This window comes from Pseudomonas pergaminensis (assembly GCF_024112395.2).
GTDB lineage: Bacteria > Pseudomonadota > Gammaproteobacteria > Pseudomonadales > Pseudomonadaceae > Aquipseudomonas > Aquipseudomonas pergaminensis.
Genome location: NZ_CP078013.2, coordinates 5,017,490 through 5,039,110 on the forward strand (window position 1 = coordinate 5,017,490; position 21,621 = coordinate 5,039,110).

A 21,621-nucleotide genomic window follows, 5' to 3' on the forward strand; every position below is an offset into this window, starting at 1 on the left:
TGATGAACATCAAACCTATACATTCCCAGGAAGACTTTACCGCGGCACTTGCGCGCGTGGAGCAACTATGGGGAGCGGAAATCGGCTCACTTGAGGGTGACGAGCTGGAAATTCTTGCTGTCCTCATTGAGAAGTACGAGGCAGAGCATTTTCCGATGCCGCCCTCGGATCCTGTGGAAGCGATCAAATTTCGCATGGAGCAACTGGGCATGACCGCCCGGGACCTGGAGCCATTTATCGGCACCAGTGGGCGGGTGTCCGAAGTGCTCAATCACAAGCGCAAGTTGAGCTTGTCGATGATCAAGCGCTTGCACGAAGGCCTGAGTATTCCTTATGAGCGGTTGCTTGCAGGGGTTTGACTGGAAAATATACGGTGGCTGTACTGGCCCTTCGCGAGCAAGCCCGCTCCCACATTCCACCGCGTTTCTACACGATAAACGCAGTCGAATGTGGGAGCGGGCTTGCCTGCGAAGAGGCCATCCGCCGCACTGAAAAACTTACAGGCTCAACGACCGATTCGACGCCTTGATAAATTCTTTCTTCAAATCCTCGAACGTATGCACCGCTGGAAACTGCGGGAATTCACGGATCACATTTTCCGGCGCATGGAACAGAATCCCACGGTCGGCTTCGCCCAGCATGGTGGTGTCGTTGTAGGAATCACCCGCGGCAATCACGCGGTAGTACAGGCTCTTGAAGGCCAATACCGATTGGCGCTTGGGGTCTTTCTGGCGCAGTTGATAACTCACCACGCGGTCGGTTTCGTCGGTGATGAGGCGATGGCACAGCAGGGTCGGGAAACCCAGTTGACGCATCAGCGGCTGGGAGAACTCATAGAAGGTGTCCGACAGGATCACCACCTGGAAGCGCTCGCGCAGCCAGTTGACGAACTCGATGGCGCCGTCCAGGGGCTTGAGGGTGGCGATCACTTCCTGGATGTCGGCCAGCTTGAGCCCGTGCTCATCGAGGATACGCAGGCGTTGCTTCATCAGTACGTCGTAGTCGGGAATGTCCCGGGTGGTCGCCCGCAGGGATTCAATACCGGTTTTTTCGGCGAAGGCGATCCAGATTTCCGGAACCAACACCCCTTCCAGGTCGAGACAGGCAATTTCCACAAGACACTCCCATTTGTATGTTGTTGGTTGAGCGAGCAAAAGGACTGCCGAACTCTAGCGATTCAAGCTCGCCGCCGCAACGCAGAGCGGATTTTGATACCATCGCTTCCCTATAGAGCGCTCAGCGCCACTGACCTGTAGGAACCGTCCTGATGAACCAAGCCTTCGACGTCGCTGAACTCGCCGCGACTTATGCCAACAAATCCGCCCAGGATATTCTCAAGCTGGCGTTCAGCCAGTTCGGTGATGACCTGTGGATTTCCTTTAGCGGCGCCGAGGACGTGGTGCTGGTGGACATGGCCTGGAAGCTGAACAAGAACGTCAAGGTGTTCAGCCTCGACACTGGCCGCCTGCACCCGGAGACCTACCGGTTTATCGAGCAGGTGCGCGACTTCTACAAGATCGACATCGAGCTGATCTCGCCGGACCAGAGCAAGCTGGAACCCTTCGTCAAAGAGAAGGGGCTGTTCAGCTTCTATAAGGACGGCCACGGCGAATGCTGCGGTGTACGCAAGATCGAGCCGCTGCGCCGTAAACTTGCAGGCGTGAAGGCCTGGGCCACCGGCCAGCGCCGCGACCAGAGCCCCGGCACCCGCAGCCAAGTGGCGGCGCTGGAAATCGACACGGCCTTCTCCACACCGGAACGCACCCTGTACAAATTCAACCCGCTGGCACAGATGACCAGTGAGGAAGTCTGGGGTTACATCCGCATGCTGGAGCTGCCGTACAACAGCCTGCATGAGCGCGGCTTCATCAGCATCGGCTGCGAGCCCTGCACCCGCCCGGTGCTGCCGAACCAGCACGAGCGCGAAGGCCGCTGGTGGTGGGAGGAAGCCACGCAGAAGGAATGCGGGCTGCATGCGGGGAATATCATCAGCAAGGCCTGATTTTTTCGCAATCGGGTCATCAATGTGGGAACGGGCTTGCCCGCGATGGCGGTGGACCAGTCGGAATTTTCGTGGCTGATTCTCCGTCATCGCGGGCAAGCCCGCTCCCACAGTTGTTTTACGTGCACGATGAACATGTACACACAGATGTAACGATCGGTGCCATTTATGTGTGCAATTCTTCTAAAGCCGCACCATAACGTAACACCTCTACTCGCCCGCTATTTCCCATCGCGGTTCATACCGCTCCTCCAAAAAAATAAATAGCTGTTCAAATGGTCAATTTATATCGCTTTTAATTCAGCTATTTATATTCATCCCCTATAAAAACGAAATTACCCAGCACTTTCATAGATCGAAAACTGGCACGCATGTGGCTTAAGGTGAAAAACGCTTTGTATACAATAAATACAAAACCTACATACACTTTGCCATCAGCGGCATGGCTGCCGATGTGCTGGAGCCTGCCGGAATGCGTACAAGCCTCTCGAACAACATCGCACTGGATCTGCCCTCCTCTTCCCTGAACCCCGAAGCCACCCGTCCCGGTCCATTGGTGCTCAGCCCGCGCCTGCATAACAAGGACCTAGCACCCACCAAAGTCGAAGGCCGGCGCTGGGGGCGCTATAGCATCTTCGCGCTGTGGACCAATGACGTGCACAACATTGCCAACTACTCGTTCGCCATTGGCTTGTATGCATTGGGCCTGGGCGGCTGGCAGATTCTGTTGTCCTTGGGTATTGGTGCGGCGCTGGTGTACTTCTTCATGAACCTGTCGGGCTATATGGGCCAGAAGACCGGCGTGCCCTTTCCGGTAATCAGCCGCATCAGCTTCGGCATCCATGGCGCGCAGATTCCGGCGTTGATCCGCGCAGTGATTGCGATTGCCTGGTTCGGTATCCAGACCTACCTGGCGTCAGTGGTTTTCCGGGTGCTGCTGACGGCGATTCATCCAGGCTTTGCCGAATACGACCACAACGCAATCCTTGGCCTTTCGTCCCTCGGCTGGGCATGTTTTGTGGCGATCTGGCTGGTGCAGTTGGTGATCCTGGCCTACGGCATGGAAATGGTGCGCCGCTATGAGGGCTTCGCCGGGCCGGTGATTCTGCTGACCGTGGCGTCGTTGGCCGGCTGGATGTATTTCCAGACGGGCGGCAACATCGCCTGGTCGATCCGCGACCCCCTGAGCGGCGGCGAGATGTGGCGCAATATCTTTGCCGGTGGCGCGCTGTGGCTGGCGATCTACGGCACGCTGATCCTCAATTTCTGCGACTTCGCGCGCTCCTCGCCCTGCCGCAAGACCATCCAGGTCGGCAACTTCTGGGGCCTGCCGGTGAATATCCTGGTGTTTGCCGCGATCACCGTGTTGCTGTGCGGCGGGCAGTTCCAGCTCAATGGCCGGGTGATCGAAAGCCCTACCGAGATCATCGCCGCAATCCCGAACACCTTCTTCCTGGTGCTGGGCTGCCTGGCCTTCCTGATCGTCACCGTGGCGGTGAACATCATGGCCAATTTCGTTGCGCCGGCCTTTGTGCTGAGCAACCTGGCGCCCAAGTACCTGAACTTTCGTCGCGCCGGTTTGATTAGCGCCACGGTGGCCGTACTGATCCTGCCGTGGAACCTCTACAACAGCCCGCTGGTGATCGTGTATTTCCTCTCTGGCCTGGGTGCGCTGCTGGGTCCGTTGTACGGGGTGATCATGGTCGATTACTGGCTGATTCGTAAAAGCCAGGTCGACGTACCGCAGCTGTATAGCGAAGACCCGAACGGCGTTTATTACTACAGCCGTGGCGTCAATCTGCGGGCGGTGGCGGCGTTCATTCCGGCGGCCGTGATCGCCATTCTCCTGGCCCTGCTGCCCGGTTTCGCCAGCGTTTCACCGTTTTCCTGGATGTTTGGCGCCGGTATTGCAGGGTTGCTGTACGGGCTGATTGCCAAGCGCCAGCCGTTCTATGCCGATGTCAGCGGCGAAAGCATTGCAGTCGATAACGTCAGTCATTAATCAAGGACCTTCCATGCGTATCCTCGTGGTCAACGTCAACACCACCGAATCCATCACTGAAACCATCGCCCAGCAGGCGCGGGCCGTGGCTGCGCCAGGCACCGAAATTGTCGGGCTCACCCCTTACTTCGGCGCGGAGTCAGTGGAGGGCAACTTCGAAAGCTACCTGGCCGCCATCGCGGTGATGGACCGGGTGATGGCCTATGACCAGCCGTTCGACGCGGTGATCCAGGCCGGCTACGGCGAGCATGGCCGCGAAGGCTTGCAGGAACTGCTCAACGTGCCGGTGGTGGACATCACCGAAGCCGCCGCCAGCACGGCCATGTTCCTGGGCCACGCCTATTCGGTGGTGACCACCCTGGACCGCACTGTGCCGCTGATCGAGGACCGCCTGAAACTGGCCGGCCTGTACCAGCGCTGCGCCTCGGTGCGCGCCAGCGGGATGGCGGTGCTGGAACTGGAAGAAGACCCGCTGGCGGCCATGGAAGCCATCGTGCGCCAGGCTGAACTGGCCATCAGCGAAGACAAGGCCGAGGTAATCTGCCTGGGCTGTGGCGGCATGGCTGGGCTGGATGAGCAGATCCGCTACCGTACCGGCGTGCCGGTGGTGGATGGCGTGACCGCAGCGGTGACCATTGCCGAGTCGCTGGTGCGGTTGGGGCTGTCGACGTCGAAGATCAGGACCTATGCAACGCCGAGGCCGAAAAAAGTCATCGGTTGGCCGGGCCAGTTCGGACGGTAGACCGAGGTGTGGCCATCGCGGGCAAGCCCGGCTCCCACAGGGGAAGGCATTCCAAGGTGGGAGCGGGCTTGCCTGAGATGGCCGCGATGCGGTGTGAGCGTGCAATCAAATGGCACTGAATCGCTGCCCCAACTGCTGCTCGGCAAACTGCTCAATGATGAAATCTACAAACGCCCGGGTCTTGCCGGGCAGCAGTTTGTGTTCGGCGTAGTAAATGGAGATGCTGCCGTCGTCGACACACCAGTCGGGCAGCACACGCACGACTGCACCACTGTCGAGAAATGGCACGGCCATCGGCATACTCACCAGCGCAATGCCCAAGCCTTGGGCACTGGCGCAGCAGGCGGCTTCGGAGTCGCTCATGGTCATGCTCGGCTTGAGTACCAGCGGGCTGTGTTCACGCTCGATACTGGTCAACTGCCAGGAACGGATGCGACCGGTCTGCGGTGAACGAATAAGAATGCCTGTGCAGTGCGCCAAGTCTTCTGGGGTTAACACCGGCGCGCGTTGCGCCAGGTAGTCCGGTGACGCCACCAGCACGCGATGAGCCGGCGTCAACTTACGCGCCACCACGCCCTGGGGCAGCTCGAAACCACCACCAATGGCGGCATCGAAGCCCTGCCCGATCAGGTCGACCTGGCGGTTATCGAAATGCCAGTCCGGGCTGATATCCGGAAACCGCTGCATGAACGTCCCCAGCAGCGGCACCACATAGCGATTACCAAACACCGTACCCATGCTGACCTTGAGCGTGCCCACTGGCCGTCCTTCGGCACTGGCCAGGTTGGCCACGGCATTCTGGATGGTGGTGAGGCTGCCACTGACTTCGTCGAGAAACAGTTTGCCAGCCTCGGTCAGCGTCAGGCGCCGAGTGCTGCGCTGGAACAAGCGCACACCCAGGCGCGCCTCCAGCTTGGCGACACTTTTGCCGACGGCTGCCGGGGTCAGGCTCAGGTGCCGGGCCGCCTCGGCAAAGCTGCCACCTTCGGCGCTGCGCACAAAGCATTCGATACTGCCAAAGCTTTCCATATCGCCCCACTCTAAACTTTTGGTTTACACAGACTATAGCAATCACGGTCTACCGGGAGGGGCTGGCGAGGTCGATACTCGGTTCCAACAACAAGGCATCCCGCCTTGAACAGCTAGGAGATCGACATGACCACACAGCACCTCAGCGGCAAAGTCGCCTTGATTCAAGGCGGTTCTCGCGGCATCGGTGCCGCCATCGTCAAGCGCCTCGCAGCACAGGGCGCCGCCGTCGCCTTTACCTACGTCAGCTCCGCCGCCAAGGCCGAAGCACTGCAGAACAGCGTGATCAGCGAAGGCGGTAAAGCCCTGGCAATTCACGCCGACAGCGCCGACGCAGCGGCAATCCGCAATGCGGTCAACGCCACCGTCGAGACCTTTGGGCGCCTGGACATCCTAGTGAACAACGCCGGTGTGCTGGCCATCGCGCCGCTGGAAGACTTCAAGCTGGAAGACTTTGACCAGACCCTGGCGATCAACGTACGCAGCGTGTTTATCGCGACCCAGGAAGCGGCCAAGCACATGGGTGACGGCGGTCGTGTGATCAATATCGGCAGTACCAATGCCGAGCGCATGCCGTTTGGTGGCGGTGGCCCGTATGCAATGAGCAAGGCGGCGCTGGTGGGGTTGACCAAAGGCTTGGCGCGAGACCTGGGGCCGCGTGGTATCACCATCAACAACGTGCAGCCTGGGCCGGTGGATACCGACATGAACCCGGCCAACAGCGATTTTGCCGAAAGCCTGATCGGGTTGATGGCGGTGGGTCGGTATGGGCATGTCGAGGAAATTGCCAGCTTCGTAGCCTACCTGGCTGGGCCAGAAGCCGGTTACATCACCGGTGCAAGCCTGACCATCGATGGTGGCTTCAGCGCCTAGGGCTTCCTGGACACCGCAAATCAACTGTGGGAGGGGGCTTGCCCCGATGGCGGTGTAACAGTCAGCTCATTCGTGGCTGCCCCACCGCAATCGGGGGCAAGCCCCCTCCCACGTTTTTAACCGCGATCAGTCAAGGTCGAGGTGGCAGGCCGTAGGCCGCCAGGTCAAAGTCCGCGAGCTTGCGGATGATCTGGTCGGCATGGTGGTATTTGCTGTCGGCCATGGCTTCATCCGGTACGGCGATGGCAGTCATATGGGCAGCTTTGGCAGCAGTGACGCCGAAGGGTGAGTCTTCGAATACCAGGCAATCCTCCGGTGCAACGCCCAGGCGGCGGGCGGCGGTGAGGAAGATGTCCGGCGCGGGCTTGGCGGCGCCGACTTCCGGGTCGTCAGCGGTGACGATGGTGTCGAACAGGCCAAACCATTCGCGGTGCAAGGTGGTCTTGTGGCCAAACGAATGGCGCGACGAACTGGTGCCCACGGCAATCGGGATGTGATGTGCCTTCAAGTGCCGCACCAAAGCTTCCGCGCCGGGCATGCCCAAGGCTTTTGGGAAGCGCTCGCTCATCAGCGGTTCACGGATCGTCAGGAATTCGGCGGGCGTGATTGGAAGATCCAGCGCCCTCACCACGTAGTCAGCCAAATCCTGGGCTCCGCGCCCGATGATGTGCTGCTTGATGCTCCAATCGTAGGTGCGGCCGTAGCGTTCGGCGATGATCTGTGTGACTTCGGTGTAGATGCCTTCAGTGTCCAGCAACAGCCCGTCCATATCGAATATCACAGCCTTGATTGGGCCGACTCTACGCGGTGCGTTCATCAAAACAGATCCTTGGGGGGAAGGACTAAAAGGATTCAGCACAATAACGGTCACACTTGTCAGCAAGCAACCCTTTAGACTGTGAACCTCACCTTTCAAAGTACCCGCAATGCTTTACCGCCTAGCTGCCGACAGCCTCGTGCTATTTCACTTGAGCTTCATCCTCTTCGTCCTGTTCGGCGGGTTGCTTGCGCTGAAATGGCGCCCGGTGATCTGGCTGCACCTGCCCGCCGCGGCATGGGGCGTGGCGGTCGAAGTGTTCCACCTGCCCTGCCCACTGACCCGCTGGGAGAACCTGTTTCGTCACCTCGCCGGGCAGGACGGCTATGGCGGTGGATTTATCGAGCATTACATTCTCACGCTGATCTACCCCGCCGGCCTGACTCCGCAGATCCAGTTGGGCCTGGGCGCGTTGGTGCTGGTGATCAACATCGCCGTATACGGATGGTTGATCCGGCGTTATGTACAGGTTTGAGACAGCTTCACTGGTCAACAATCAGACTCCCTCATTCCCTTCACAGACGCCCCCATGTCCGAAGCCTTCGAAGTCCCCAGCCCTCACGAAAAACACATCGAACACACCACCGAGCATGCCCACGGCCGCGGCGATAATTTCGCCAGCCGTATCGCCGTGATGACCGCCCTCATGGCCACCCTCGGCGCGATGCTCAGCTACCAGGCCGGCTCGACCGAAAGCGAAGCGGCGATGGACAAGAACAACGCCGCCATCTTCAAGACCGAAGCGGCCAACCAATGGAACTACTAGCAGGCCAAGTCCAGCCGGCAAAACCTCGCGGAACTGGCCACTCACATTCCCGGTGTGGACGCGGTGCATTACAAGGAAGAAATCGAGCGCTACAAGAACCAGAAGGAAGACGTGCGCAAACAGGCCGAGAAGCTTGAAGCCACGTCGAAGGAATGGGATGAAAAATCGGAACAGGCGCTGCACCAGCATCATCGCTGGGCCCAGGCGATGACCGCGATTCAGATCGCGATTTCGTTGGCGGCGATTACCTTGCTGACGCGGCGGGAGTGGTTGAAGCGGATGTCGTACACCGCAGGCGGCGCAGCAGTGATACTAGGGAGCCTCGCCTGGCTGCATATCTGACCACTTCCAAACACACAGTACCTGTGGCGAGGGAGCTTGCTCCCGCTGGACTGCGCAGCAGTCCCATCTTCATGGCCGCTTCGCGGCCCAACGGGACGCTGCGACGGTTCGACAAGCTCCAGCGCCACAGTCTATGCACTACGCAGCATCGAATCAGGCTCGGTTCGCCGCACGGCTATGGTGGAAGTACAGATACGCCAGCCCGATAGGCGCAATGAAAATCGCCATGGTCCAGCAGATCGCCATGGTGAACACCTTGACGGTCAGCATCAGAATGGCATTCACAAAGAACACGTTGTTGCCAAAAATGTAATCCATGATGCTTTCGTAAACGAAACGCGCGTAGGGATAAAGCAGGCTGTTGACCACGCAATAGAACAGCGCGCCCAGTGTGAACACACCGGTTTTCGAATGGGTCAGCGCGGTATAGATCAGCACGGGAAAAATCAGCCCGAACAGGAAGTTGCGGATGTAGTACTGAGCAGAAAGCCCGCCAAATGTCTTGCGAAGTACCGGGTGCATTTAGATCCCTCTGAATGGCTTTATTGGAAAGGCGGCGACCTTAACAAAGCTTGGAAATCTTCTCCAGCGTTGATGTAAGCCCTTTGCCATTACAGCGCTGCAGAGTAAAAGGAATGGCGAACAACTCACTTCAAGCCGAGGGAAAACCGGTGTCCGCATAACCCAAAGAAACCGTGGCTTCGGGGTTGACGGCTTGGGTGTACGCGCAGGCCGGAAGCGCGGGGTGGTAATCTTGCCACCTCGAAAAAGTCGACTACAGGGAAGTACTGATGCGGATTCTGTTTTTAGCGCTGGGCTGAGAACCTTGCGCTTCGCAGTGAAATAAGTAGCGATGCGGTTGTACTCAGAGACTTTGCCTTGCTGTGCTCGATCCCGCTGCGCGGTGGGTGCGATTTGCTGGATGTCATTGGGCGACGCATGGATATGCCAAGCGCGTGATTCGATAAAGGTAAGATTTTCGAACCGCAGAAACTACAAAACCCCTGGTTTCTCTCGAAACCAGGGGTTTTGTTTACATCGAATTTGGCGGTGAAGGAGAGATTCGAACTCTCGATACAATTTCTTGTATACACACTTTCCAGGCGTGCTCCTTAAGCCACTCGGACACTTCACCGTATCTCGTCAAACCAGTTCAGTCTGTCGAGGCGCGCTAATGTAGTCGAAAGCCTTTCTGATGGCAAAGGTTTTTTTCAGAATATTCATGCGGTTAGCCCGTTATGCCGTTCAACGCCCGGCAAGGGGTGGTGATTGTGCCATTCTCAGGCATCGGCGGTGTGCGTCTGGGACGGTGATTGCGCCCTGCGTCTGGCATTCCCACGCCCGGTGCAGGGGAAAACCCTGACTGGCCAGTCAGTCACAGCGCTTTACCGGGGCGGGCGTGGTGGGTAACGTCTGCTGCATACTTCTATAACAAGTCCTACAAGGAACCGCGTCATGAGTGAGTTGATTGCCTACCACCTCGAAGACGGTATCGCGACCCTGACCTTGAGCAACGGCAAGGTCAATGCCATTTCTCCGGCGGTGGTCAGTGCGTTTAATGAAGCGCTGGATCAGGCGGAGAAGGACCGGGCGGTGGTGGTGATCACCGGTACGCCGGGGATTCTGTCGGGTGGTTATGATTTGAAGGTGATGACCGCCGGCCCTAAAGAGGCGATCGGCCTGGTGACTTCCGGCTCGACGTTGGCGCGTCGCCTGTTGTCGCACCCGTTCCCGGTGATTGTGGCGTGCCCTGGGCATGCGGTGGCCAAGGGTGCGTTCCTGCTGTTGTCGGCGGATTACCGGATTGGCGTGGAAGGTCCGTTCAGTATTGGCCTGAACGAGGTGGCGATTGGCATGACCATGCACCACGCCGGTATCGAGTTGGCGCGGGATCGTCTGCGCAAGTCGGCGTTCCATCGCTCGGTGATCAATGCCGAGATGTTTGACCCACAGGGCGCGTTGCAAGCCGGTTTCCTCGACAAGGTGGTGGCACCGGAAGAGTTGCACGCCGCAGCGCTGGAAGCGGCGCGTCAGTTGAAGAAGCTCAATATGAACGCTCACAAGCACACTAAATTGAAGGTGCGTAAGGCGCTGCTGGAAGCCTTGGACGACGCCATCATCCAAGACCAAGGGCATATCCTGAGCTAAGCCCTACACCTGATACGCCAGAGCCCGACCTTGAGTCGGGCTTTTTCTTACAAAGAATTCTGATTCTTCTACAGCCGCTCTAGCGTGCCCATGTCGGTAGATGTTGAAACATGCTCTTAAACATCGCCTATCTCCGAGCTGTACCGGGGTAATTGCCGAATACAGTGCACAACCGTACACTGCGCCACCTTTTTTCCCGATGGGCCGTGTCGATGCTTTTTCTGTTACGTATGTTGTTGATGGGCCTGCACTTTATGCTCGCCGGTGTACTGGGCGTGCTGGTCGGTCTGTGCCGGCCGTTCAATCCGGACAACAGCCGTCTGTGCGCACGCCTCTACGCGTTGCCGGCCATGTGGATCCTGCGGCTGAACGTAAAGGCCGATGTGGACTCGCTGCGCCACAAATCCGGCACTTGCGTGATCATTGCCAACCACCAGTCCAACTATGACCTGTTTGTGTTCGGTAACGTGGTGCCGCATCGCACGGTGTGCATCGCCAAGAAAAGCCTGAAATGGGTGCCGCTGTTCGGCCAGTTGTTCTGGCTGGCGGGCAATGTGCTGATCGACCGGGGCAATGCGCACCAGGCACGCCGCGCGATGCTCACCACCACCCGCACGTTGCAGCATGAGGACACGTCGATCTGGGTGTTCCCGGAGGGCACGCGCAACCTGGGTAAAGGGTTGCTGCCGTTCAAGAAAGGCGCGTTCCATATGGCGATTGCGGCCGGTGTGCCGATCGTGCAGGTGTGTGTCAGTAACTACGTGACACACATGCAGCTCAATCGCTGGAACAGTGGGGATGTGCTCATACGGTCGTTGCCGCCGATTCCTACGACAGGCCTGACTTCGGATGACATCCCGGCGTTGATGCAGGCGTGTCATGTGCAGATGGATGAATGCATCGCGCAGATGGACCGCGAGTTGCGAGCTGTCTGAACATTCTGGGGGCGCTTCGCACCCCGGCGCGAGCAAGCTCGCTCACCACAAAAAAGCTTGGCGCTACGACGGAACGCCATTCAGGCTAAGCTGCCCAACATCTGTCCTCCCAATAAGAAGCGATCAGCACCATGGGTAGAGTTGTTGCGGCCGCCGTCTACAGCGCCGGTAAGAAAGTCACTGATATCACCCTTGATGAAGGCGCGGCCTGGGCCGCCAAACCCGACCACTTTGTGTGGATCGGCCTGGAAGAACCCGATGCCCAGGAGCTGGCCAACCTGCAACGCCAGTTCAACCTGCATGAATTGGCCATTGAAGACGCCCTGGAAAAACACAGCCGCCCCAAACTGGAAACCTTCGGCGATGCGCTGTTTATCGTTACCTACTCACCGGTGCGCGAGAACGGCAAGCTGGAGTTCATCGAAACCCATATCTTTGCCGGCAACGGCTACATCATCACCGCACGTAACGGTCACTCGGCGTCCTACGGCTTTGTGCGCCAGCGCTGTGAGGCGCGGCCGCTGTTGCTGGAGCATGGGGAAGATTTTGTACTTTATGCGCTGCTGGATTTCGTCACCGAGAACTACCAGCCGGTGAGCGAAGCGATCCATGCCGAGATCGATGAGCTGGAGCGCAATGTTCTGTGCAGTTCGTTGAGCGAGCGCGATATCCAGAAGATCCACGGCCTGCGCCGCGACGTGCTGCGGCTCAAGCGTTATGTGGCGCCGATGGTGGAGATCAGCCAGGAGCTGCAGAAGCTCAGCTTTCCGTTTATCGACAAGAACATGCGTCCGTATTTCCGCGACGTGCAGATTCACGTGACGCGCCAGATGGAAGACCTCACTACCCTGCGCGATATCGCCAGCCAGACCATCGAGATCGGTGTGTTACTGGAGGCTTCGCGCCAGAGCGTGGTGCAGCGCAAGTTCGCCGCGTGGGCAGCGATACTCGCCTTCCCCACCGCGGTGGCGGGGATCTACGGGATGAACTTCCAGAACATGCCCGAGCTGCAATGGCACTACGGCTATTTTGCGGTGCTCGGGTTTATTGCGGCGGGCTGCACGGGTTTGTGGGCGAGTTTCAAGCGTTCGGGTTGGCTTTAAACCCGGGCCTCGGGCTTGTGTGCCACAAAACGCATCATCCATTCCGCCACGGTTGCACCGTGGTGGTCACGCTCCAGGCTGGCGACGCCGTTGGTGTAGACCTTTTCGCCCAAGGTTGTCTGAAGGATCTCCAGCAACTCGCGGGAATAGTCGTGGATAAATTCCGGGTGGCCCTGGAAGCACAGCACCTGGTCGCCGATGTGGTACGCCGCAAACGGGCAGAACGCGCTGGATGCAATCACCGTGGCGTTCTCCGGCAACGTGGTCACCTGGTCCTGGTGGCTGATCAACAGCGTCAGCTCTTCCACTTCCGGGCTCATCCACGGCGCCTTGGCATCGAGCTTGTAGTCGTGAATGCCCATACCCCAGCCCTGGCCGGCGCGTTCGGTCTTGCCACCCAGCAGCAGTGCCAGCAACTGGTGGCCGAAGCAAATGCCGAGCAGCTTGTCGCCGCGCTCGTAACGTTCGAGCAGGTAGGTCTTGAGGGTCTGGATCCATGGGTCGGTGCCGAAGGAGTCGGCCTTGCTGCCGGTCACCAAGTAAGCGTCGAACACTTCGTCGTCGGACGGGTATTCACCGTTCACCACGTTATAGACAACAAACTCGGCGGGAATCGGTTGCTTGGAGAACAGGCGCTTGAACATCTGCCCGTAGCCTTGGTATTGATCGATCAAGCCTGGACGCAGGATATCGGTTTCCAGGATACAGACGCGTAGCGACATAAAAAATACCTGACACGGTGATGGGAATAATGCACACCCCAGAGCCTGCCTTGAAATACCCCTTCAAGGCAAGCCCCTCCTGCTTCACCGGAACACGTCACCTTGCGCCGCTTTCTCCAGCAACAATGCCGGTGGCGTGAAACGTTCGCCATATTGCTCGGCCAGGTAACGAGCGCGGGCGATGAAGTCGTTCAAACCGTACTGGTTGATGAACTGCAACGCACCGCCGCTCCAGGCCGCGAAACCAATGCCAAAGATCGAGCCCACGTTGGCGTCCGCCGTGGACATCAACACCCCCTCCTCCACGCAACGCACGGTCTCGATGGCCTGGATAAACAGCAAGCGGTCGCGCACATCCTGTGGCGAGATACGTTGGTCGGGCCGTTCAAAGCGGCTTTTCAGCTCTGGCCAAAGGTATTTCTGTCCACCGTTGGGATATTCATAAAAACCGCCCCCCGCCGCCTTGCCCACGCGTTTGTATTCGTTGACCAACAGATCGATCACCGCCGTTGCCGGGTGTGTCGGCACGGCCTTGCCTTCGGCTTGCAGATCCTTGGCCGTCTGCTGCCTTATATGGCTCATCAGGCTGAGGGAAACTTCATCCGACACCGCCAACGGCCCCACCGGCATACCGGCCTTGCGCGCTTCGGTCTCGATCATCGGCGCCGCCACGCCTTCGCCCAACATGGCAATACCTTCGTTGGTGAAGGTGCCAAACACCCTTGAGGTGAAGAACCCACGACTGTCATTGACCACGATCGGGGTTTTCTTGATTTGCAGGACGAAGTCGAAACCTCGCGCCAGGGTTTCGTCGCTGGTGCGCGCGCCCTTGATGATTTCCACCAGGGGCATCTTGTCCACCGGGCTGAAGAAGTGCAGGCCAATGAACTTGCTTTGATCCGGCACCGCCGTGGCCAGGCCGCTGATGGGCAAGGTGGAGGTATTGGAGGCGATCACGGCCTCGGCGCCGACCACGCTTTGCGCCGCAGCAGACACCTTGGCCTTGAGGTCGCGGTCTTCGAACACCGCTTCGATGATCAAATCACAGCCCGCCAGGTCGGCATCGGAGGCCGTAGGATGGATACGCGCCAAGGTGGTTTCCCGCTGTTCGGCGGTCAATTGCCCACGGCTGACCTTCTTGTCCAGTAGCGCCGACGAATGCGCCTTGCCCTTCTCGGCGGCTGCCAGGTTGATGTCCTTGAGCACCACCTCAATGCCTGCGCAGGCACTGACATAGGCGATCCCCGCCCCCATCATCCCAGCGCCCAGCACACCGACTTTGCGCGTGACGTAGGGTGCATACCCTTGCGGCCGTGAACTGCCGGCGTTGATCTCGTTGAGCTGGAACCAAAAGGTGCCCATCATGTTTTTTGCCACTTGCCCGGTTACCAACTCCGTGAAGTAGCGGGTTTCGATCAGGTGCGCGGTGTCAAAGTCCACCTGGGCGCCTTCAACGGCAGCGCAGAGGATTTTCTCCGGTGCGGGGAAACAGCCCTGGGTCTTACTGCGCAAAATCGACGGTGCAATCGCCAGCATCTGCGCGACTTTCGGGCTCGACGGGGTACCGCCGGGGATCGAGTAGGCCTTGTTGTCCCACGGCTGCCTGGCGTCCGGATTGGCCAGGATCCAGGCACGGGATTGGGCCAGCAACGCTTCGCGGTCCGCCGCCAGCTCATTCACCAGCCCGGCTTGCAGCGCCTGCTGCGGCCGTACTTTCTTGCCTTCCAGCAAATACGGCAGGGCCTTTTCCAGCCCCAGCATGCGCACCATGCGCACCACGCCGCCGCCGCCCGGCAGCAGGCCCAGGGTGACTTCCGGCAAGCCTAGCTGCACCGACTTGTCGTCCAGCGCGACACGGTAATGACACGCCAGGCAAATCTCCCAGCCGCCCCCCAGCGCCGCGCCATTGATGGCGGCCACCAGCGGTTTGCCAAGGGTTTCCAGGCGCCGCAGCTGTCCTTTCAACACCAGCACGCTGTCGTAGAATTCCTTGGCGTGAGCCTTGTCGACCTTGATCAGTTCATTCAAGTCGCCACCGGCAAAAAATGTCTTCTTGGCCGAGGTAATCACTACCCCGGCAAGGCTGTCTTTTTCCGCCTCCAGGCGCTCCACCGTGGCCGCCATGGCCTCGCGGTACACGCTGTTCATGGTGTTGGCGCTCTGGCCGGGCATATCGAGGGTCAGCACGACGATGCCGTCCTGGCCTTTTTCGTAACGAATGGCTTGGGTCATGACAGATTCCTTGGGCTCAGAGGCGTTCGATAATGGTGGCGATGCCCATGCCACCGCCGACACACAAAGTGGCCAGGCCATAGCGCTGCTGGCGCACTTCCAGCTCGTCGAGCAGGGTGCCAAGGATCGCGCAGCCGGTGGCGCCCAGCGGGTGGCCCATGGCGATGGAGCCACCGTTCACGTTGACCCGCGCCGCGTCGATGCCCATGTCCTTGATGAACTTGAGCACCACCGAGGCAAACGCTTCGTTGACCTCGAACAGGTCAATGTCCTCAACACGCAGCCCAGCCTTGGCCAGGGCCTTGCGTGTGGCAGGCGCGGGGCCGGTGAGCATGATGGTCGGGTCGGTACTGGTGACCGCCGTCGCGACGATGCGCGCCCGTGGCTGCAGGCCCAGCTCGCGGCCCTTGGCCTCGGAGCCCATCAACATCAGTGCAGCGCCATCGACGATGCCGGAGCTATTGCCGGGCGTATGCACGTGGTGGATGCGCTCCACATGGCTGTAGACCCGCAGCGCGGTGGCGTCGAAGCCCATCTGCCCCATCATTTCAAAACTGGGCTTGAGCTTGCCAAGGCCTTCGAGGGTGGAGTCGCCGCGAATGAATTCGTCATGGTCGAGCAGCACAATGCCGTTCTGGTCCTGCACCGCAATCAGCGACTTATTGAAGGCACCGTCCGCACGGGCCCTGGCCGCTTTTTGCTGCGAATGCAGGGCAAAGGCGTCGACGTCCTCGCGGGTGAAACCTTCCAGGGTAGCGATCAGGTCCGCGCCGATGCCCTGGGGGGTGAAATGGCTGTGCATATTGGTCTGGGGGTCGAGCACCCAGGCGCCGCCGTCGCTGCCCATGGGCACACGGGACATGGACTCTACGCCACCGACCACCACCAGGTCTTCGAAGCCGGAGCGCACCTTCATCGCGCCCAGGTTGACCGCTTCCAGGCCTGAGGCGCAGAAGCGGTTGATCTGCACGCCGGCGACGCTGATGTCCCAGTCCGCCACCAGCGCGGCGGTCTTGGCGATGTCGGCGCCTTGGTCGCCCACGGGGGTCACGCAGCCGAGCACGATGTCGTCGACCTGATGGGTGTCGAGGTCGCTGCGTCGGGCCAGGGCGGTGAGCAAGCCGGCCACCAGGTTCACCGGCTTGACGCTGTGCAAGGCGCCGTCAGGCTTGCCTTTGCCACGGGGCGTGCGTATCGCATCAAAGATCAAAGCTTGGGTCATGACGTCCTCGAACCGCTGTGCATGTGTGCCTCTACCTTAGGCCCGATTGACACGGTTTCAATGACGGATGCGCTCATTGCTTTTGACCCCCTCGCTCGGACGAACGGTAGCCAACGTGGGCAATTACCTGATTAATCGTTTTAGCTGTCTAGCCAAGGCATTGGCGCCAAGATGGCGATATGCCTCATGCCTTTTTAAGCTCAAAAGTTGATTAGCTGATATGAAATGGGTCTAAGCCACGAAGAACGAGGGCTCTAAGGTTCAATCAGTAAGAAGTTGCTGCCGGGTTTTGCTGGAGCAACTGTAAGAAAAGCGACACGTCATCTCGCCATACTGAAATAAAAACCGGCACGCATTTGACGCTCAGGAATAACAACAAAAGGCAGTCAGCCATGTTCAAACATTCGAAAGTACGTCAGGCGGGACTCATTCTGTTCGCCACCACACTGATTCTGATCTTGCCCAACTTAACCAAGGTTATGGGGTGACCCCTCCACGCCCACATTGCGTGCCATCACAGCACAGGGTTTGCAGCTTTTGGCAGCACCTGCCGGGACATTGCGCATAGCGGTCCTGCAGGGGCTGCCTTTTTGCGTGTCGAATTCCGGTATCGTTAGCCTAAATACACCTTTGATTCGAGCCTGCGTCTTGAAACCCATCATCGCCCTCCTCGCCGTGCTGATCACGCTTCCCGCTGCGGCCGCGCAATTGACCATCGAACTCGACCACACCCGCAAGACCTGGCAGACCGCCGACTTGCTCAAGCACCCACAAGCGCAGTCGGTGCAGATCGCTGATGACGTGTCCTACAAGCGCACCATGACCTATCGCGCCGTGCCGCTGGCGGTGCTCCTGCCAGGGTTGAAACCTGAGAGCCACCTGCAAGCCGTTGCCCTTGATGGGTTCGCCGCCGAACTCACGGCTGCGCCGCTGCTGGAGGCCCACGGTGCTCGCGCCTGGCTCGCGGTGGAAGATCCCGCCCAGCCATGGCCTGCGCTGGCCGACGGCAAACCGAGTGCCGGGCCGTTCTACCTGGTGTGGACCGACCCGCAAGCCGGGCACATCAGCCCGGAGCAGTGGCCGTTCCAGATCTCTGGGATTAAACAGTTGAAGACGGTCGCGGAGCGCTTTCCGGCTTTGTTGCCAGATCCAAAACTGGCAGCCAATGACCCGATCAACCAGGGCTTTGTGCTGTTCCAGAAAAACTGCCTGGCTTGCCATCGCCTAAATGGCGCCGGCGATGCGCAGGTGGGGCCAGACCTGAATATCCCCTACAACCCCACCGAGTATTTTGGCGGTGATTTCCTCAAGCGCTATATCCGTGACCCGCAGAGCCTGCGGCATTGGCCACAGGCGAAGATGCCGGCGTTTGCCGCCAGTGTGTTGCCCGACAATGAGCTGGATTTATTGGTGGGGTATTTGAAGCATATGGCCGGGCGCAAGCAACAACCCTGATCTTGACGTTGCCCCTGTAGGAGCCGGCAAGCCGGCGCCTACAGTTGATCCGCGGTGTTCTGGGTTATTGCTGCTGGACAGAAATAACCGGCGTCGGCGCCACGAACACCTTGGCATGCATCTGTTCATACCCGCCGCCACGGCGCATGCCGCGTACCGGGCAGGCGTCGAGGTAGTCCAGCCCCACCGCCAGCTTCAAATGCCGCTCCGGGCGGGCCAGTTGGTTGGTCACGTCAAAGCTGTACCAGGCGTCATCCAGCCAGGCTTCGGCCCAGGCGTGGCTGGCCAGGTGCGTGCTGTCCTCCGAGTACAAATACCCAGACACATACCGCGCCGGAATCCCCAGGCTGCGTGCGCAGGCCAGGAACGCATGGGTATGGTCCTGGCACACGCCTGCACGGCCAGCGAAGGCTTGCGCGGCGCAGGTGTCGACCTCGGTCGCGCCAGGCGTGTAGACCATCGTCTGGCTGAGCGCATGCATCAGGTCGATCAGCGCCGTACGGTCGCGACGCTGATGGCAATGCTGGTCGGCAAACCCGCGCAGGGCTTCATCGGGCTCGGTGAGGCGGGTACAGCGCAGGAATGGGAACGCCGATTGGCTCTCATGCTCGGCCTCGCGCAATTCGTCGATGTCCACCTGGCCACGGGCGCCGATGATAATGGCGTCATGGGGTTCATCCAGGGTCAACACATGCAGGATGTTGCCGAACGGGTCCACCTGGGCGCGCACCGGACGCGGCAGGTCAAGCTGCCAACTCAGTACGTGCTGGCGCTCGCTGTCGTGGGGCGTGAGGCGCAGGTACTGGATGCTGGCGCGCACTTGGTCTTCGTAGTGGTAGGTGGTTTCGTGGCTGATGGAGAGTCTCATGCCGCCTCCAGGTAGGAACTGTAGATGGCGTCGCCCAACTGGCGGACCAAGGGGATAAAGTCGGTCAGCCAGGCGTGCAGGCCTTCCTCAAGGATTTCATCGATGGCGGTGAAGCGCAGGCGCGCATCCATCTCGGCGGCCAGGCGCTGGGCCGGGCGGCCATTGATACCTGGCAGGCTGGCGAGGATCTGGTCGATCTCCTCACTGCAGGCCCGCAGTGAGCGCGGCACATCGGCGCGCAGCAGCAACAACTCGGCGACTTGCCGCGCGCCGGGGGCGTCGCGATAAATCTCGGTGTAGGCCTCGAACGACGACAACGCACGCAGCAAGGCGCTCCATTGATAGTAGGCGTGGGCCGTGCCATCCGTGACTGCTTCAGCACGGTCACCGGCCATTTCGTAGCGGGCGTCCAGCAGGCGCAGGGTGTTGTCGGCACGTTCGATAAAGGTGCCCAGGCGAATGAAGCGGAAGGCATCGTTACGCATGATGGTGCCGTAGGTGGCACCGCGGAACAGATGGGACCGCTCCTTGACCCACTCACAGAACCGGCTCATGCCATAGCGGCTCAGGCCCTGCTGGGCGATGTCGCGAATATCCAGCCAGGTCGCGTTGATGTTTTCCCACATGTCGGCGGTAATCCGCCCACGCACCGCATGGGCGCTGGCCCGCGCCGCGCCGAGGCAGCTGTAGATGCTGGCCGGGTTGGCCGCATCCAGGGCAAAAAAGTGCAACAGGCGCTCGGCGTGCAGTTCGCCGTGGCGTTCGTGGTAATCCTCCAGGGTGCCGGTGATCAACAGCGGCATAGCCAGTTCATGCAGGCCATCACCGCGCCCGTCCTGGGGCATCAGCGACAGCGAATAGCTGACATCGAGCATGCGCGCGAGGTTTTCCGCGCGTTCCAGGTAGCGCGACATCCAGTACAAATCCGAGGCAGTTCTACTCAACATGGCATCAGTCCTCGACCACCCAGGTGTCTTTGGTGCCGCCACCCTGGGACGAGTTGACCACCAGCGAGCCTTCGCGCAATGCCACGCGGGTCAGGCCACCGGGGACCACACGGGTTTCCTTGCCGGACAACACGAACGGGCGCAGGTCGATATGACGTGGCGCAATGCCGTTTTCGACAAAGGTCGGGCAAGTGGATAAACACAGGGTTGGCTGGGCGATATAGGCGTGGGGCTTGGCCTTGATACGCGCACGGAAGGCTTCGATTTCCGCCGCTGTGGACGCGGGGCCGACCAGCATGCCGTAGCCGCCGGAACCCTGGGTTTCCTTGACCACCAGGTCTGGCAGGTTAGCCAATACGTGGGAGAGTTCGTCGGGCTTGCGGCACTGGAATGTAGGAACGTTCTTCAGGATGGGTTCTTCGTCCAGGTAAAAGCGGATCATCTCGGTGACGAAGGGGTACACCGACTTGTCATCCGCCACCCCGGTGCCGATGGCATTGGCCAGCACCACATTGCCGGAGCGATAGGCCGCGAGCAGGCCGGGCACGCCAAGCATGGAATCCGGGTTGAAAGCCAAGGGATCGAGGAAGGCGTCATCCAGGCGACGGTAAATCACGTCCACGGCCTTGGGGCCATCGGTGGTGCGCATGAAGACGCGGTCATCGCGCACGAACAGGTCGGCGCCTTCCACCAGTTCCACGCCCATTTCACGAGCAAGAAAGGCATGCTCAAAGAACGCGCTGTTGAAGCGGCCCGGGGTCAATACCACCACACTGGGGTTGTCCAGGGGGCTGGAGCTTTTCAGGGTGTCCAGCAACAGATTGGGGTAGTGGTCGATGGGCGCGATGCGTTGGGCGGCGAACAGCTCGGGGAACAGGCGCATCATCATCTTGCGGTCTTCAAGCATGTAGCTCACGCCGCTGGGGGTACGCAGGTTGTCTTCCAGCACGTAGTACGTGCCGTCGCCATCGCGTACGAGGTCGACCCCAGAAATGTGGGAATACAGGTCGCGGTGCAGGTCCAGGCCCTGCATCGCCAACTGGTATTGCTCGTTGGCCAGCACCTGTTCGGCGGGAATGATCCCGGCCTTGATGATGCGCTGTTCGTGATACAGGTCGGCGAGAAACATGTTCAGCGCCTTGACGCGCTGGATACAGCCGCGCTCGACAATCCGCCATTCGCTGGCGGGAATGCTGCGCGGGATGGTGTCGAAGGGAATCAGGCGCTCGGTGCCCTGCTCGTCCCCGTACAGGGTGAAAGTGATCCCGGCGCGGTGAAACAGCAAATCGGCTTCGCGCCGGCGTTGAGCCAGCAATTCAGGCGGGGTTTCGGCCAACCAACGGGCGAACTCGCGGTAATGAGGCCGGACCTGCCCTGCCCCATCGTACATTTCATCGTAATAAGTGCGGATCATGC

General features: G+C 59.8%; 20 protein-coding genes, 1 tRNA gene and 2 pseudogenes. 12 read left to right on the forward strand and 11 right to left on the reverse strand.

The genetic code is table 11. The features are described from left to right. The first annotated feature begins 2 nt into the window (after positions 1–2). A complete protein-coding gene (locus KUA23_RS22680; RefSeq protein ID WP_252992877.1) occupies positions 3–359 on the forward strand; it encodes a helix-turn-helix domain-containing protein in 357 nt (118 codons plus the stop codon). A 138-nt stretch (positions 360–497) separates the two neighbouring features. Here the strand turns inward: KUA23_RS22680 and thrH are convergent, their stop codons facing one another. Then, positions 498–1,115: a bifunctional phosphoserine phosphatase/homoserine phosphotransferase ThrH gene (thrH, locus tag KUA23_RS22685; RefSeq protein WP_099493619.1), complete on the reverse strand. Its 618-nt coding sequence runs from the start codon at positions 1,113–1,115 to the stop codon at positions 498–500. Positions 1,116–1,267: 152 nt separating this feature from the next. On the opposite strand from thrH, the gene KUA23_RS22690 reads away from it, so the two are divergent. The 3 genes from KUA23_RS22690 (at position 1,268) to KUA23_RS22700 (ending at position 4,746) form a co-directional block, all read left to right on the forward strand. Then, complete coding sequence (locus KUA23_RS22690; protein ID WP_025854206.1) at positions 1,268–2,002, forward strand: phosphoadenylyl-sulfate reductase; 735 nt, start codon at positions 1,268–1,270, stop codon at positions 2,000–2,002. 472 nt (positions 2,003–2,474) lie between these two features. After that, entirely contained in the window at positions 2,475–4,004 is a 1,530-nt protein-coding gene (locus KUA23_RS22695; RefSeq protein ID WP_252992878.1) for an NCS1 family nucleobase:cation symporter-1, read from the forward strand. A 13-nt stretch (positions 4,005–4,017) separates the two neighbouring features. Beyond that, complete coding sequence (locus KUA23_RS22700) at positions 4,018–4,746, forward strand: aspartate/glutamate racemase family protein (protein ID WP_078049768.1); 729 nt, start codon at positions 4,018–4,020, stop codon at positions 4,744–4,746. Positions 4,747–4,851: 105 nt separating this feature from the next. Here KUA23_RS22700 and KUA23_RS22705 read toward each other — a convergent pair whose 3' ends face one another. Continuing rightward, entirely contained in the window at positions 4,852–5,775 is a 924-nt protein-coding gene (locus KUA23_RS22705; RefSeq protein ID WP_252992879.1) for a LysR family transcriptional regulator, read from the reverse strand. Positions 5,776–5,901: 126 nt separating this feature from the next. Here KUA23_RS22705 and KUA23_RS22710 point away from each other — a divergent pair, with 126 nt between their 5' ends. Further along, positions 5,902–6,648, forward strand: coding sequence for a 3-oxoacyl-ACP reductase family protein (locus tag KUA23_RS22710; protein WP_252992880.1), 747 nt, complete (start codon positions 5,902–5,904; stop codon positions 6,646–6,648). Positions 6,649–6,778: 130 nt separating this feature from the next. Here the strand turns inward: KUA23_RS22710 and KUA23_RS22715 are convergent, their stop codons facing one another. Continuing rightward, on the reverse strand, positions 6,779–7,465 hold the full coding sequence (locus KUA23_RS22715; protein ID WP_099493623.1) for an HAD-IA family hydrolase: 687 nt from the start codon (positions 7,463–7,465) through the stop codon (positions 6,779–6,781). 109 nt (positions 7,466–7,574) lie between these two features. Here KUA23_RS22715 and KUA23_RS22720 point away from each other — a divergent pair, with 109 nt between their 5' ends. Together KUA23_RS22720 and KUA23_RS22725 are read left to right on the forward strand one after the other, a co-directional pair. Beyond that, positions 7,575–7,940, forward strand: a complete 366-nt coding sequence (locus KUA23_RS22720) for a DUF2784 domain-containing protein (protein WP_252992881.1) — start codon at positions 7,575–7,577, stop codon at positions 7,938–7,940. Positions 7,941–7,994: 54 nt separating this feature from the next. Then, positions 7,995–8,573: pseudogene (locus tag KUA23_RS22725) on the forward strand (DUF4337 domain-containing protein). A 153-nt stretch (positions 8,574–8,726) separates the two neighbouring features. On the opposite strand, the gene KUA23_RS22730 reads toward KUA23_RS22725, so the two are convergent. Beyond that, complete coding sequence (locus tag KUA23_RS22730; RefSeq protein WP_028617538.1) at positions 8,727–9,095, reverse strand: hypothetical protein; 369 nt, start codon at positions 9,093–9,095, stop codon at positions 8,727–8,729. Between the two features lie 297 nt (positions 9,096–9,392). Here KUA23_RS22730 and KUA23_RS22735 point away from each other — a divergent pair. Then, positions 9,393–9,533: pseudogene (locus tag KUA23_RS22735) on the forward strand (short-chain dehydrogenase); the annotation flags it as partial. A gap of 85 nt (positions 9,534–9,618) precedes the next feature. Here the strand turns inward: KUA23_RS22735 and KUA23_RS22740 are convergent. Then, positions 9,619–9,708, reverse strand: a tRNA-Ser gene (locus KUA23_RS22740). Positions 9,709–10,028: 320 nt separating this feature from the next. Here KUA23_RS22740 and KUA23_RS22745 point away from each other — a divergent pair. The 3 genes from KUA23_RS22745 to KUA23_RS22755 all read left to right on the forward strand — a co-directional run bounded on the left by KUA23_RS22745 (position 10,029) and on the right by KUA23_RS22755 (position 12,759). Further along, positions 10,029–10,721 (forward strand): crotonase/enoyl-CoA hydratase family protein, encoded by a 693-nt coding sequence (locus KUA23_RS22745; RefSeq protein WP_010208444.1) that lies wholly within the window; start codon positions 10,029–10,031, stop codon positions 10,719–10,721. A gap of 212 nt (positions 10,722–10,933) precedes the next feature. Further along, complete coding sequence (locus KUA23_RS22750) at positions 10,934–11,656, forward strand: 1-acylglycerol-3-phosphate O-acyltransferase (protein ID WP_252992882.1); 723 nt, start codon at positions 10,934–10,936, stop codon at positions 11,654–11,656. Positions 11,657–11,787: 131 nt separating this feature from the next. Beyond that, a complete protein-coding gene (locus KUA23_RS22755; protein WP_028617543.1) occupies positions 11,788–12,759 on the forward strand; it encodes a magnesium and cobalt transport protein CorA in 972 nt (323 codons plus the stop codon). On the opposite strand, the gene KUA23_RS22760 is transcribed toward KUA23_RS22755, so the two are convergent. The 3 genes from KUA23_RS22760 to KUA23_RS22770 all read right to left on the reverse strand — a co-directional run bounded on the left by KUA23_RS22760 (position 12,756) and on the right by KUA23_RS22770 (position 16,935). Continuing rightward, positions 12,756–13,481, reverse strand: a complete 726-nt coding sequence (locus tag KUA23_RS22760) for an amidotransferase (RefSeq protein WP_078049820.1) — start codon at positions 13,479–13,481, stop codon at positions 12,756–12,758. The genes KUA23_RS22755 and KUA23_RS22760 overlap by 4 nt on opposite strands. A gap of 84 nt (positions 13,482–13,565) precedes the next feature. After that, a complete protein-coding gene (locus tag KUA23_RS22765) occupies positions 13,566–15,713 on the reverse strand; it encodes a 3-hydroxyacyl-CoA dehydrogenase NAD-binding domain-containing protein (protein ID WP_252992883.1) in 2,148 nt (715 codons plus the stop codon). Positions 15,714–15,729: 16 nt separating this feature from the next. After that, complete coding sequence (locus KUA23_RS22770) at positions 15,730–16,935, reverse strand: acetyl-CoA C-acetyltransferase (RefSeq protein ID WP_078049822.1); 1,206 nt, start codon at positions 16,933–16,935, stop codon at positions 15,730–15,732. A gap of 648 nt (positions 16,936–17,583) precedes the next feature. Here KUA23_RS22770 and KUA23_RS22775 point away from each other — a divergent pair. Next, positions 17,584–18,390 carry a c-type cytochrome gene (locus tag KUA23_RS22775; RefSeq protein ID WP_252992884.1) on the forward strand — a complete coding sequence of 269 codons (807 nt, stop codon included), beginning with the start codon at positions 17,584–17,586 and terminating at the stop codon, positions 18,388–18,390. A 64-nt stretch (positions 18,391–18,454) separates the two neighbouring features. Here the strand turns inward: KUA23_RS22775 and KUA23_RS22780 are convergent, their stop codons facing one another. The 3 genes from KUA23_RS22780 to KUA23_RS22790 are packed head-to-tail and all read right to left on the reverse strand — an operon-like array spanning position 18,455 to position 21,619. Beyond that, entirely contained in the window at positions 18,455–19,258 is an 804-nt protein-coding gene (locus KUA23_RS22780; RefSeq protein ID WP_252992885.1) for a transglutaminase family protein, read from the reverse strand. Then, entirely contained in the window at positions 19,255–20,205 is a 951-nt protein-coding gene (locus KUA23_RS22785; protein ID WP_071493927.1) for an alpha-E domain-containing protein, read from the reverse strand. Before KUA23_RS22785 ends, KUA23_RS22780 begins: the two co-directional genes overlap by 4 nt. A 4-nt stretch (positions 20,206–20,209) precedes the next feature. Next, positions 20,210–21,619: a circularly permuted type 2 ATP-grasp protein gene (locus KUA23_RS22790; RefSeq protein ID WP_078049825.1), complete on the reverse strand. Its 1,410-nt coding sequence runs from the start codon at positions 21,617–21,619 to the stop codon at positions 20,210–20,212. Positions 21,620–21,621 lie beyond the last annotated feature (2 nt).

Excerpts from the sequence above, each read along its gene's own strand:
- KUA23_RS22755 (WP_028617543.1), top strand. The coding sequence starts at position 11,788 with ATGGGTAGAGTTGTTGCGGCCGCCGTCTACAGCGCCGGTAAGAAAGTC.
- KUA23_RS22720 (WP_252992881.1), top strand. The coding sequence starts at position 7,575 with ATGCTTTACCGCCTAGCTGCCGACAGCCTCGTGCTATTTCACTTGAGC.
- KUA23_RS22695 (WP_252992878.1), top strand. The coding sequence starts at position 2,475 with ATGCGTACAAGCCTCTCGAACAACATCGCACTGGATCTGCCCTCCTCT.
- KUA23_RS22690 (WP_025854206.1), top strand. The coding sequence starts at position 1,268 with ATGAACCAAGCCTTCGACGTCGCTGAACTCGCCGCGACTTATGCCAAC.
- KUA23_RS22705 (WP_252992879.1), bottom strand. The coding sequence starts at position 5,775 with ATGGAAAGCTTTGGCAGTATCGAATGCTTTGTGCGCAGCGCCGAAGGT.
- KUA23_RS22780 (WP_252992885.1), bottom strand. The coding sequence starts at position 19,258 with ATGAGACTCTCCATCAGCCACGAAACCACCTACCACTACGAAGACCAA.
- KUA23_RS22770 (WP_078049822.1), bottom strand. The coding sequence starts at position 16,935 with ATGACCCAAGCTTTGATCTTTGATGCGATACGCACGCCCCGTGGCAAA.
- KUA23_RS22715 (WP_099493623.1), bottom strand. The coding sequence starts at position 7,465 with ATGAACGCACCGCGTAGAGTCGGCCCAATCAAGGCTGTGATATTCGAT.
- KUA23_RS22730 (WP_028617538.1), bottom strand. The coding sequence starts at position 9,095 with ATGCACCCGGTACTTCGCAAGACATTTGGCGGGCTTTCTGCTCAGTAC.
- KUA23_RS22700 (WP_078049768.1), top strand. The coding sequence starts at position 4,018 with ATGCGTATCCTCGTGGTCAACGTCAACACCACCGAATCCATCACTGAA.
- KUA23_RS22790 (WP_078049825.1), bottom strand. The coding sequence starts at position 21,619 with ATGATCCGCACTTATTACGATGAAATGTACGATGGGGCAGGGCAGGTC.
- KUA23_RS22680 (WP_252992877.1), top strand. The coding sequence starts at position 3 with ATGAACATCAAACCTATACATTCCCAGGAAGACTTTACCGCGGCACTT.
- KUA23_RS22710 (WP_252992880.1), top strand. The coding sequence starts at position 5,902 with ATGACCACACAGCACCTCAGCGGCAAAGTCGCCTTGATTCAAGGCGGT.
- KUA23_RS22760 (WP_078049820.1), bottom strand. The coding sequence starts at position 13,481 with ATGTCGCTACGCGTCTGTATCCTGGAAACCGATATCCTGCGTCCAGGC.
- KUA23_RS22745 (WP_010208444.1), top strand. The coding sequence starts at position 10,029 with ATGAGTGAGTTGATTGCCTACCACCTCGAAGACGGTATCGCGACCCTG.
- KUA23_RS22765 (WP_252992883.1), bottom strand. The coding sequence starts at position 15,713 with ATGACCCAAGCCATTCGTTACGAAAAAGGCCAGGACGGCATCGTCGTG.
- KUA23_RS22750 (WP_252992882.1), top strand. The coding sequence starts at position 10,934 with ATGCTTTTTCTGTTACGTATGTTGTTGATGGGCCTGCACTTTATGCTC.
- KUA23_RS22785 (WP_071493927.1), bottom strand. The coding sequence starts at position 20,205 with ATGTTGAGTAGAACTGCCTCGGATTTGTACTGGATGTCGCGCTACCTG.